We start from the raw sequence: 11,336 nt of genomic DNA on the forward strand, positions 1-11,336 counted from the left end.
ACATCTCGAAGCGTGAGGGGCGGCCGCCTCTGCTGTCTCGCGAAGAACCGCAGATCAGCAGGTCGGGTGACCTCCGAGGTTAAACAACAAGCTCAGGCGGCGCCGGCGCCGTAGTCCCCGAGGCCCCGTTCGACCAGGGCGAAGGCGTGGTGGGCCGCGGCGAGCGCGGTCGGCAGGGCGTCGGCGGCGCGTTCGCCGGCCAGCATCCGGCGCTGGTTCCGGCCGGTCAGGGTGAGCCGGGCGGCCATCAGCTGGGCGGCGGCGAGCTGGGCGGTCAGCTCGTCCCCGGTCGGGTCCTGGGCGAGCAGCTCGGCGGCCAGGAGGGTCGTCGCCTGGTGGTCGAAGCCGGCGGTGGTGCGCATCAGCAGGGTCGGGGTGCGGTGGATCAGCCGGACCACGTCGAGCACGACCTGCTGGTCGCTCAGGCCGGTCGCCGGGTCGAACGCCGCCAGCCCCGTCAGGAACTGCTCTCGCAGTGCCGCCACCGCGGAGGTGCCCGGGGCGCGCTCGCGCACCACCCGGGCCGGCTCGTCGAGGTGATGCTCCATCGGGCCGAGGACGAGGTCCTCCTTGGTGGGGAAGTAGTTGAAGACGGTCATCTTGGACACCTCGGAGGCGGCCGCGATCTCGGCCACCGAGACCTGGTCGAAGCCCCGTTCGTGGAACAGCGTGACCGCGGTGCGCCAGATCCGGCGGGCGGTCTGGATCTTCTTCCGCTCGCGCAGGGGGAGTGCGTCGAGGTCGAGGTCGGTGCCGATGTCCAGGCCGGGGCGCGTCTCCATGGGCGAACTGTACCAGGATCAAACGTTGACTGGGCTGAAATATGAGCTGAGCTGAAGTGTTGACCCAGTACAAAAAGACTGACATGGTGATGGCGAGCCCGCCTGACCGCACCTGTCCGGTCCGGGCCGAACTCCGACGACTCCGGGGGGACTTCCCGATGGCATCCGCCGACTCGACCGCACCCGCCCCAACCGCACCTGCCCCGACCGCACCCGCCCCGATGACACCGGCCCGGCGAAACCTGGCCATGCTGCTCTGCCTGGTCACGATCGTGTTGGCCGTGCTCGACATGAACATCGTGTCGGCGGCCACCGTGCCGATCGTCCGTGACCTCGACCCCGTCCACGGCGTCGACCGGCTGCCCTGGCTGATCAGCGCGTTCTCGCTCGCCGCCACCGCCCTGCTGCCCCTGTACGGCAAGCTGTGCGACCTGTACGGCGCCAAGCGGGTGCTGATCGCCGCCCTCGGCACCTTCCTGCTCGGCTCCGGGCTGTGCGGGGCCGCGCAGTCGATGGGGCAGCTGATCGCGTTCCGGGCCGTCCAGGGCATCGGCGGCGGCGGTCTGATGAGCGTCACCATGGTGGTCCTCGCCCACCTCAAGGACCCGGCGCAGCGCGGCGGCAAGGGCGGCGCCATGGGCGGGATCGTGGCGGGTTTCGGCATGGCGGTCGGCCCGCTGGTGGGGGCGCTGTTCACCGAGCACCTGAGCTGGCGCTGGATCTTCTACGTCAACCTGCCGCTCGGCCTGCTCGCCCTGGTCGGCATCGCCCTGGTGGTGAGGCTGCCGCGGGCGGCCGGTCGTCGGAGCGTGGACTTCCCCGGCGCGGCCCTGGTCGCCGCCTTCGCCACCGGGGTGCTGCTGGTCACCGAGTGGGGCGGCAAGGACCACGGCTGGGCCTCCCCGGAGATCCTCGGGCTCGGCGCCGCCACCCTGGCCGCGCTCGGCCTGTTCCTGTGGCGCCAGGCGACCGCCGCCGAGCCGATCCTGCCGCTCTCGCTGTTCCGGATCCGCGTGGTGCGACTCGGCTTCGCCATCCAGGGCCTGGTCGGGATGGCCATGACCGGTTCGATCGTCTACGTGATGCTCTACCTGCAGATCGCCCGCGGAGTCGCCCCGACCTCGGCCAGCCTCTACCTGATCCCGATGGCGGCCGGGATGACCGCCGTCGGCCTGCTGGTCGGCAGGCTGACCGACCGCGGCCACTCGACGCGCACCTTCCTGGTGGCCGGCGCGGGCTGCGCGGCGCTCGCCCTCGCACTGCTCGGGCTCAGCGGGCCGGACACCGGGCTCTGGGCGGTGCTCGCCGAACTCGCCCTGCTGGGCTGCGGACTGGGCCAGCTGATCGGCCAGTTGATCACGGTGGTGCAGGAGGCCGCGCCCCGGCACCAACTCGGCGTCGCGACCTCCGGAGTGCGCTTCTTCCAGACCCTCGGCAGCGCGCTCGGCGCGGCCCTGTTCGGCACCGTGCTGGCCCGGGTCTACGCGGCGGACGAGCCGGGGCGCACGCTCGGCGCGGTCCGTACGCTCTCCGGCGCGGCCCGCGAGCACGCGCTGGCCGACTTCACGGACGCCGTGGACGTGGTCTTCCTGTCGGCGGGCGGGGTGCTGGCGCTGGCCCTGCTGCTCGCGCTGCGGCTGCGGGCGGCCGGGGACGGCGGTACGGGTCGCCGGGAGGCCGGGGCCGAGGGGGAGCGGCCGGTGCTCGCGGCCTGAACGGCCGTCGGCCGAAGGGCCGTCGGTGGGAGGGGCCCGGTGGACCGTGGGGGAGTCCACCGAGCCCCGGCTCTTCCTGTGCCCGCTCCGAAGGCCGGGCTCCGAGGCCGGGCTCCGAGGCCGGACCACGAAGGCCGGACCACGAAGGCCGGACCTCGAAGACCGGGCTGCGACGGCCCTGCTCCCGCCTCCCGGCGCGGCGCGGCCGTCGGGCTCAGGCCCGGGCGGCCCACTCGGAGGCCAGGATCGCCCAGATCTCCTTGTCGTGGCGGACCCCGTTGTGCAGGAACCACTCGCGCAGCACGCCGTCCCGCCGCATGCCGACCCGCTCGGCGACCGCCCGGCTGCGGGCGTTGGCGGCCGAGCACCACCATTCGGCGCGGTGCAGGCCGCGGGTGACGAAGGCGTAGTCGAGCAGCATCCGGACGGCGGAGGTGACCAGTCCGCCGCCCTCGCCGGCGGGTTCGGTCCAGGCGCCGATCTCGCAGATGCCGGACTTGGTGTCGAAGCTCACGAACATCACGCCGCCGACCAGCGTGCCGTCGAGCCAGATGCCGTAGATCCGCTTCTGGTCGGCGGCCTGGCCGTCGGCGTAGCGCTGCAGTGTGGCGCGGGCGGAGTCCAGGTCGGTGGAGAAGGTGGCCCAGGGGATCCAGGGGTCGGTGTGGGCGCGGGCCCGGTCGATGTGAGCCAGGAACTCGGGCGCCTGCCACGGCTCCAGCGGGCGCAGTTCGGCGTGGTCGGTGAGCGGGACAGCAAACACGGGCGGGCCTTTCGGGGTCGTGCGCCGGTTGGTCGGAATCATTCATAACAAACGTTTGGTATGTACGATAGCCCTCATGACGCCGGCCCGTGGAGATCATGAAGCCCGCCGTTCGGACGTGTCCGAGGGGGTGTGGCGGGTGCTGTCCAGCCGCGGCTTCGAGGGGCTGACGCTGCGCGCGGTGGCTGCCGAACTGGGCGCCTCCACCGGGATGTTGACGCACTACTTCCCCAACAAGCGGGCCCTGCTGAGCCATGCGCTGGAGGAACTGGACCGCCGTTCGGGCGCCCGGCCCCGGCGCGCCGCCCCCGCGGACGGCAGCCCGCCGCCGCCCGCCGGACTGCCCCGGCTGCGGGCGGCCCTGCTCGACGTCCTGCCGCTGGACGGGGACTCCGCGGCCGGCAACCGGATCTGGGTCGGCTCCTGGGACCACGCCCTGGCCGATCCGGAGCTGGCCGCCGCACACGCGGGGCGCTACGCCCGCTCGCGGGTGGCGCTCACGGCGCTCGTCGCGGACGCCCAGCGGCTCGGGGAGCTTCCGGCGCAGGCCGATCCGGCCGAACTCGCGGCCGGGGCCCAGGCCTTCGTCCTCGGGCTGGTGGTGCAGGCGCTGTTCGCCCCGGAGGAGTTCCCGGCCGAGCGGCAGACGGCCCTGCTGGACGCCTATCTGGCCGGTCTGACGGGCTGACCGGTCCGACGGTCGAACCGGTCCGACGGCCGACCGGCGCCCGGGTGGGTGCGCCCGGGCGGTGTGCGGGCGGCATGCGGGACGCGTTCCCGGCCGGGCCCGTTCCTGGGAGTTGGCTGGGAGTTTCCCGAGTGCTTCCGGGTGGGGGGATTCGCCCGGGATTCCTCCTTTTGAGGGGTGCGGCGGGATTGACCGGACGCCGCGATACCGCGCGCAATGCCCGCGGACGGATTTCCGGGCGGCAGCGGCACGCATTGTCACGGGTTATGCGCGGTGGGTGCGTGGCATTACGGGGAGGACCCGAGCAGCTACGCATGGTCGCGATCGCCTGCGGTGGCCTGTGGGAATAGCGGGTGGCGCCCCCAGCAGGATTCGAACCTGCGACCTACCGCTTAGAAGGCGGGTGCTCTATCCGCTGAGCTATGGGGGCGGGACGGACGGCGCCCGAGAGGGCGTGACCGCGGCCGGGATCGGGCGACGAGCGCCGAGGCGCGCGTTGTCCGGGCCCGTACCTGAGGGTGGGGGTGGGGGTTGGTGGGCCCTCGCCCTGTCGGGGACAGGATAAGGGTGTCCAGTTCCTCGGCCGGGTGTGACGACACCGTCGTTGGTGTGTCGGTTCGGTGGAGCGGTCCGATAATCGCAGGTGAAGGCCGTGAGTGCAGCGGTCTGGGAGAGTTCCGTGCCGGACGTTGTGCAGTCGTTACGGGGCTGCCTCCTCACCCGTTATGGATTCGACACGGAGAATGTGCCGCCGGGGGCGCGGGTGGGGGCGTTAATCGGGGTTGCGCCGGTCGGATGACGTGCGCGGACGGTCTGCGGGGGCCTCTGGGGCGGCGGCTGGAGGGGTCGGCGAGCAGCGGGTTTGTTGTCATGCCCGCGAAGAGGCGGGCGCGAAGGAGCCGTCTGCGGCTGAAATTCACCCCTGCGAGTGACGGGTGTTCCACAGGCCCGAGTTATCCACAGGATTTCGGAAGTCAGTGGCCCGGATTTATCCCGAAGTGCACGCTCAAGGCGCACCGGTCGATTCCGTACGGTGCATCGGCGAGAACGGAGAGTGCGCTGTGAACGAGACGCATGTGACGGTGCTCGGCAATGTCGCGTCGGAGGTCAGCTACGGGGAAACGGCCGGCGGGGTGCCGATGGCAAGCTTCCGGCTCGGCTGCACCGAGCGGCGGTACGACCGGCAGCGCGAGTGCTGGGTCGACGGGGAGACGCAGTGGGTGACGGTGACGGCCTGGCGGGCGCTCGCGGTCAACCTGATCGGCTCGCTGGCGAAGGGCGAGCCGGTGCTGGTGAGCGGTCGGCTGCGGGTGCGGGAGTGGGTGGAGGGGGAGGTGCGGCGCAGCCGGGCCGAGGTCGACGCCCGGTCGGTCGGACACGACCTCACCCGCGGTACCGCGGCGTTCCGTTGGTCGGCGGCAGTGCGCGGGCAGTCGGCGGGCGGGGCCGGGCCGCTCGGGGCGGAGGCGGCGGGGGAGGCCGGGGTGGAGGCGGTGCCGGGGTGGATCGTGAGGGCGGTGGAGGCGCGCAGGGCTTCCGCCGCGGCTGCGGCGGCGCCCGCCGCGGTGGCCGTCGGCCCCGGCCCGCGGGCGTTGGAGCCGGGTCGGGCGGTCGCGGGAGTCCCGGACGAGGTGGCCGGGGGCGGGCCGGGAGGTGAAGGTGCGGGTGCGCGGAGCTGACGGGCCGGTGACCTTTCCTGTCGACAAATATGTTTCTCGAGAAGGCCGTTGTCCCCGCACGGGCAATACCCGACCGGATAACGGAAAGGCCGCGAGTTTCCGGGCAGCCGTCAGCTTGTGTGGGACCTGGGGGGATTGATAACGATCCAGATACGGAATCGTCCTGATTTCGCATGGGGGTTTCGGGGCCCCTGGGGGTCAATAGGATTCGTCTGGTTCATACCCGCAGCAGTGCCACACGCGGCACGCGCGGCACGGCAAGTCGGCCGGTCGCCCCATCGGAGCGGCCTGGCCCGGAGGGATCCCAGATGTTCCAGAGGCAGGGGCGGAGTCTGTCCCGGATAACCACTGTCATGCTCACGACCAGCTTGGCGGTGGGCGGAGGCCTGTTCGTGGCGGCCGGTGCGGCGGTCGCGGCGGACACCCCGGGGTCGGGCGTGACCGCGGTGGTGCAGAACACGATGCTCGGCGAGAAGATCGACGTCGACGGCGAGGGCACCGTCGACGGTGGCCTCTTCACCCTCAAGACCGCCGACGGTGAGCTGCAGACCTACTGCATCGACTTCGGCTTCCCGGTCGACATCCGGAAGAAGATCCAGTACCAGGAGTCCGACTGGGCCTCCAGCTCCCTCGGCGACAAGAACAAGGTCGAGGCGGCCGCCAAGATCCGCTGGATCCTGGAGAACTCCTACCCGCAGGTCAAGGACCTCACGGCGCTCGCCAAGGCCGCCGGCGCGGGCAGCCTGACCGCCGAGGACGCCGCCGCGGGCACCCAGGCCGCGATCTGGAAGTACTCGGACGGCAAGAACGCGACCCCGCACAGCGCCAGCGCCACCAAGCTGCGCGACTACCTGACCGGTGGCGCCAACAAGGGCATCGCCGCCGAGCCCAAGCCCTCGCTGACCCTGACCCCGGACTCGGTCTCCGGCAAGTCCGGCGCCAAGCTGGGCCCGTTCACCCTCAACTCCAGCGCCGCCGAGGTGGAGCTGGCCGTCAGCGGTGACGCCGCCGACAAGGTCAAGCTGCTGGACAGCACCGGCAAGCCGGTCGGCGCCGCCCTGGCCGGCCCGATCGCCAAGGACACGCAGCTGTTCCTGGACGTGCCGGCCGGCACTCCGGACGGCGCGGTCGCGCTGAACGCCAGCGCCTCCACCGTCGTGCCCAGCGGCCGCGTCTTCCTCAGCAAGGGCTACACCCGCGAGGAGCACAGCCAGACCATGATCCTGGCCGGCTCCACCAAGCTGAACGTCGCCGCCGCGGCCAAGGCCACCTGGAAGCAGGGCAAGGGCGCGCTGGTCGACAGCACCGCCAAGGTCGAGTGCGCCAGCAACGGCGTGCGCGTCTCCGTCACCAACGGTGGTGACGAGGCCGGTGCCGTCACGGTCGGCAAGCAGCAGCTGACCGTCCAGCCGGGCAAGACCGAGAGCGTGCTCGTCCACGTCGACGAGAAGACCGGTTACAAGATCACCGTGACCGGCCCGAACGGCTACAGCCGTGACTTCGAGGGCGTGCTGGACTGCAAGACCGGCACCGGTACCGGCGCCACGCCGACCTCCGGCCCGTCCACCCCGACCGCCGGCGGCACCCCGTCGGGCACCCCGTCGGGCACCCCGTCCGGCTCCCCGTCCGGCTCCCCGAGTGCCGGCGCCGGCCAGCCGACCCCGGCGGCGACCACCAGCGCCGCCCCCGGCACCGGTGGCCTGGCCCAGACCGGTGCCAATGACTCGACCCCGATCCTCGCCGCCGTCGCCGGTGGCCTGGTCGTGGCCGGTGGCGCCGCCGTCTTCGTCCTGCGCCGCCGCGGCCGCCACGGCCGCACCACCGCCTGATCCCTGCGCACCGGTCCCCTGAGGCGCTGACCTCCTGAGAGGCGCCGACCCGGCACCGACGCAGAACCGGCCCGGCCTCCCGCACCCGCTGCGGGAGGCCGGGCCTTCGCGTTGCCCGTAGCCTTCCCGGCCGACCGGCTCGGAGACGGGTTCGGAGGCCGGGTTCGGAAACCGGTCGGAGACGGATCGGAGACGGGTTCGGAGGCCGGGTTCGGAAACGGTTCGGAGACCGGGTTCGGAAACCGGTCGGAGACGGATCGGAGACCGGGTTCGGAAACGGGTCGGAGACGGATCGGAAGGAGACCCGGGACGGCCCCGGGAGGTGTCAGCGGCGGGGCGGGGATACCCCGGTGGGGCACCCCGGCGGTTCGGGGCCCGCGGCCGGGTGCGGCACAATGGAACGCTGCAAGCCGAATACTCCCGACGACGCCGGAGCGATCTCACGTGGCGGAATACATCTACACGATGCGCAAGGTGCGCAAGGCGCACGGAGACAAGGTCATCCTTGACGACGTGACGCTCAGCTTCCTCCCCGGGGCGAAGATCGGCGTCGTGGGCCCCAACGGTGCCGGTAAGTCCACCGTGCTGAAGATGATGGCCGGTCTGGAGCACCCCTCCAACGGCGACGCCTTCCTCTCGCCCGGCTTCACCGTCGGCATGCTCCTCCAGGAGCCGCCGCTCGACGAGTCCAAGACGGTCCTGGAGAACGTCCAGGACGGCGTCAAGGAGATCAAGGGCAAGCTCGACCGCTTCAACGAGATCGCCGAGCTGATGGCGACCGACTACTCGGACGCGCTGCTGGACGAGATGGGCAAGCTCCAGGAGGAGCTGGACCACGCCGAGGCCTGGGACCTCGACGCCCAGCTGGAGCAGGCCATGGACGCCCTGGGCTGCCCGCCCGGCGACTGGGCCGTCACCAAGCTCTCCGGTGGCGAGAAGCGCCGCGTCGCGCTCTGCAAGCTGCTGCTGGAGGCGCCCGACCTGCTGCTCCTCGACGAGCCCACCAACCACCTGGACGCCGAGTCGGTGAACTGGCTGGAGCAGCACCTGGCGAAGTACAAGGGCACCGTCGTCGCCGTCACCCACGACCGGTACTTCCTGGACAACGTGGCCGGCTGGATCCTGGAGCTCGACCGCGGCCGCGCGATCGGCTACGAGGGCAACTACTCCACCTACCTGGAGACCAAGCAGTCCCGTCTCAAGGTCGAGGGCCAGAAGGACGCCAAGCGCGCCAAGCGGCTCAAGGAGGAGCTGGAGTGGGTCCGCTCCAACGCCAAGGGCCGCCAGGCGAAGTCCAAGGCCCGCCTGGCCCGCTACGAGGAGATGGCGGCCGAGGCCGACAAGATGCGGAAGCTGGACTTCGAGGAGATCCAGATCCCGCCGGGCCCGCGTCTGGGCAGCGTCGTCATCGAGGTGGAGAACCTCAACAAGGCCTTCGGTGAGAAGGTCCTGATCGACGACCTCAGCTTCACCCTGCCGCGTAACGGCATCGTCGGCGTGATCGGCCCCAACGGCGCCGGCAAGACCACGCTGTTCAAGATGCTCCAGGACCTGGAGACCCCGGACTCCGGCATGGTCAAGGTCGGCGAGACGGTCAAGATCAGCTACGTCGACCAGTCGCGCGCCAACATCGACCCGAAGAAGACCCTCTGGGAGGTCGTCTCCGACGGTCTGGACTGGATCAACGTCGGCCAGGTCGAGATGCCGTCCCGCGCCTACGTGTCGGCGTTCGGGTTCAAGGGCCCGGACCAGCAGAAGCCGGCCGGCGTGCTGTCCGGCGGTGAGCGCAACCGCCTGAACCTGGCGCTCACCCTCAAGCAGGGCGGCAACCTGCTGCTCCTCGACGAGCCCACCAACGACCTCGACGTCGAGACGCTCTCCTCGCTGGAGAACGCCCTGCTGGAGTTCCCCGGCTGCGCCGTGGTCATCTCCCACGACCGCTGGTTCCTGGACCGGGTGGCCACCCACATCCTCGCCTACGAGGGCGAGAGCAAGTGGTTCTGGTTCGAGGGCAACTTCGAGTCCTACGAGAAGAACAAGATCGAGCGGCTCGGCGCCGACGCCGCCCGCCCGCACCGGGCCACGTACAAGAAGCTGACCCGAGGCTGACATCCAGCTGTCACCGCGGCCCGGCAGACTGCCCCCCGGGGCGGCCTGCCGGGCCGCGGCCCGCCGTCACCGTCCGCCACCGCCGTCCGAGCGGCGGCGGACGACCGGACACCGAGGAGAACCCGTGGCCCGCCACATCTACGCCTGCCCGCTGCGCTGGTCCGACATGGACGCCTTCGGGCACGTCAACAACGTCGTCTTCCTGCGCTACCTGGAGGAGGCCCGGATCGACTTCATGTTCACCCAGGCCGCCGCGGCCGGCGCCGGGGAGTTCGCGGGCGGTTCGGTGGTGGCGCGCCACGAGATCGACTACAAGCGTCCGCTGGTGCACCGGCCGGAGCCGGTCACCATCGAGACCTGGGTGACGAAGATCGGCGGCGCGTCGCTGACCGTCTCGTACGAGATCAAGGACGTGGACGAGGACGGCACCGACATCGTGTACGTCCGGGCGTCCACCGTGGTCGTCCCCTACGACCTGGCCGAGGGCCGGCCGCGCCGGATCTCGCCCGTGGAGCGGGAGTTCCTCGGCCGCTTCATGGACGAGGCGCCCGTCGCCGTCGCCGTCTGACCGTTACCCGACGATTCGAGCTGAGCCGCGTTGACCATCACCGCCCGTCTCGCCCTGACCGATGCCGGGGAGGCCGCCGACCTCTCCGCCTTCCTGCTGCGCCTGCTGCGCTTCGACAAGGCGGCCGCCGTGCGGCTGCAGGCGGTCGGCCCGGGGGCGGACGACGGCGTGCTGGCGGTCTTCGGCCGGCTGCCGCTGGGCGGTTCGGGCGCGCTGGCGATCCGTACCGCGCGGCTGGGCGGCCTCGCCGAGCCGGTGGACCTGACCGCCTCGGCGGGCCAACTGCTGGACGGCGTGGACACCGGGACGGGGACCGTCACGCTGCCCGCGCCGGTGACCGGCCCGGCCTGGGCCGGGCTGCTGCCGCCGCGCACCGGCTGGCGGCCGGTCGGTGCGCCGCCGGCGGCCGAGGTGTACCCCGAACTGATGGCCGGGGTCGGGGAGTTCCGTGAGCGGAGCGAGGCCGTCCCGGCGCACCACCGGACCCGGGCGGTGCTGGACGCGCTGGCGGACGAGATCTGGTCCCGCCCGGTGGCGGCGCTGCCGGAGCTGCCGCTGCGGGCGGTGCACGCCGCGTACGTGATCGGCTTCCTGAAGCCCGGCGCCCCGCTGACCGTGCACCGGGCGGGCGGCTGGCTGCGGTTGAGCGCCCCGGCGGGCTCGGTGGCGGTGCGCACCGCGGGCGCGCCGGGGGCGGGGCTCGGGCTCAGCCCGCTGCGGTAGCCCCCGGCCCGCCGGGGCTGGTCAGCCCTCGGTGTTGATCATCGAGGCGGCGGCGTAGGTCAGGTACTCCAGCAGCTGCCGCTCGTGCTCCTCGGGCAGCTCCAGGCTCGCGACGGCCGCCCGCATGTGCTTCAACCAGGCGTCGTGGGCCGCGTGGTCGACCTTGAACGGCGCGTGCCGCATCCGCAGCCGGGGGTGGCCGCGCCGGTCGCTGTAGGTGCGCGGGCCGCCCCAGTACTGCATCAGGAACAGCGCCATGCGCTCCTCGGCCGGCCCGAGGTCTCCCTCGGGGTACATCGGCCGCAGCAACTCGTCCTCGGCGATGCCCTCGTAGAAGCGGTGGGCCAGGCGCCGGAAGGTCGGCTCACCGCCGACCTGGTCGTAGAAGGTCTCCTCGCTCAACGTGCCCCGCCGGATCTCTCTCACCCGACCATGGTCGCAGACGCCGACGGGGTCGTACACCGGGACCAACGGCGTACG

At 72.0% G+C, this 11,336-nt stretch carries 10 protein-coding genes and 1 tRNA gene; 7 read left to right on the forward strand and 4 right to left on the reverse strand.

Annotated features, from left to right (window positions below):
* Positions 1 to 92: 92 nt before the first annotated feature.
* On the reverse strand, positions 93 to 782 hold the full coding sequence (locus IF30_RS0134960; protein ID WP_051711866.1) for a TetR family transcriptional regulator: 690 nt from the start codon (positions 780 to 782) through the stop codon (positions 93 to 95).
* A gap of 221 nt (positions 783 to 1,003) precedes the next feature.
* On the opposite strand from IF30_RS0134960, the gene IF30_RS0134965 reads away from it, so the two are divergent.
* Positions 1,004 to 2,497: an MFS transporter gene (locus IF30_RS0134965; RefSeq protein WP_199807984.1), complete on the forward strand. Its 1,494-nt coding sequence runs from the start codon at positions 1,004 to 1,006 to the stop codon at positions 2,495 to 2,497.
* A 214-nt stretch (positions 2,498 to 2,711) separates the two neighbouring features.
* On the opposite strand, the gene IF30_RS0134970 is transcribed toward IF30_RS0134965, so the two are convergent.
* Positions 2,712 to 3,260 carry a GNAT family N-acetyltransferase gene (locus IF30_RS0134970; protein ID WP_030246077.1) on the reverse strand — a complete coding sequence of 183 codons (549 nt, stop codon included), beginning with the start codon at positions 3,258 to 3,260 and terminating at the stop codon, positions 2,712 to 2,714.
* A gap of 76 nt (positions 3,261 to 3,336) precedes the next feature.
* Here IF30_RS0134970 and IF30_RS0134975 point away from each other — a divergent pair, with 76 nt between their 5' ends.
* Positions 3,337 to 3,948 carry a TetR/AcrR family transcriptional regulator gene (locus IF30_RS0134975; RefSeq protein ID WP_199807982.1) on the forward strand — a complete coding sequence of 204 codons (612 nt, stop codon included), beginning with the start codon at positions 3,337 to 3,339 and terminating at the stop codon, positions 3,946 to 3,948.
* Between the two features lie 354 nt (positions 3,949 to 4,302).
* Here IF30_RS0134975 and IF30_RS0134980 read toward each other — a convergent pair.
* Positions 4,303 to 4,378 (reverse strand) — tRNA-Arg (locus IF30_RS0134980).
* Positions 4,379 to 5,009: 631 nt separating this feature from the next.
* Here IF30_RS0134980 and IF30_RS44740 point away from each other — a divergent pair.
* The 5 genes from IF30_RS44740 to IF30_RS0135005 all read left to right on the forward strand — a co-directional run bounded on the left by IF30_RS44740 (position 5,010) and on the right by IF30_RS0135005 (position 10,856).
* The gene (locus IF30_RS44740) at positions 5,010 to 5,627 is read left to right on the forward strand and encodes a single-stranded DNA-binding protein (RefSeq protein ID WP_063752910.1); all 618 of its coding nucleotides are present in this window, start codon (positions 5,010 to 5,012) and stop codon (positions 5,625 to 5,627) included.
* A gap of 353 nt (positions 5,628 to 5,980) precedes the next feature.
* Entirely contained in the window at positions 5,981 to 7,456 is a 1,476-nt protein-coding gene (locus IF30_RS0134990) for a Cys-Gln thioester bond-forming surface protein (RefSeq protein WP_030246082.1), read from the forward strand.
* Positions 7,457 to 7,900: 444 nt separating this feature from the next.
* Positions 7,901 to 9,565, forward strand: a complete 1,665-nt coding sequence (ettA, locus tag IF30_RS0134995; protein WP_030246084.1) for an energy-dependent translational throttle protein EttA — start codon at positions 7,901 to 7,903, stop codon at positions 9,563 to 9,565.
* Between the two features lie 124 nt (positions 9,566 to 9,689).
* Positions 9,690 to 10,133, forward strand: coding sequence for an acyl-CoA thioesterase (locus tag IF30_RS0135000; RefSeq protein ID WP_030246086.1), 444 nt, complete (start codon positions 9,690 to 9,692; stop codon positions 10,131 to 10,133).
* A 30-nt stretch (positions 10,134 to 10,163) separates the two neighbouring features.
* Positions 10,164 to 10,856, forward strand: a complete 693-nt coding sequence (locus IF30_RS0135005) for a hypothetical protein (RefSeq protein WP_030246087.1) — start codon at positions 10,164 to 10,166, stop codon at positions 10,854 to 10,856.
* 21 nt (positions 10,857 to 10,877) lie between these two features.
* On the opposite strand, the gene IF30_RS0135010 is transcribed toward IF30_RS0135005, so the two are convergent.
* Positions 10,878 to 11,282, reverse strand: coding sequence for a globin (locus IF30_RS0135010; protein ID WP_030246089.1), 405 nt, complete (start codon positions 11,280 to 11,282; stop codon positions 10,878 to 10,880).
* Positions 11,283 to 11,336 lie beyond the last annotated feature (54 nt).

The sequence above is a fragment of the Streptomyces sp. NRRL S-350 genome (genome assembly GCF_000719705.1).
GTDB lineage: Bacteria > Actinomycetota > Actinomycetes > Streptomycetales > Streptomycetaceae > Kitasatospora.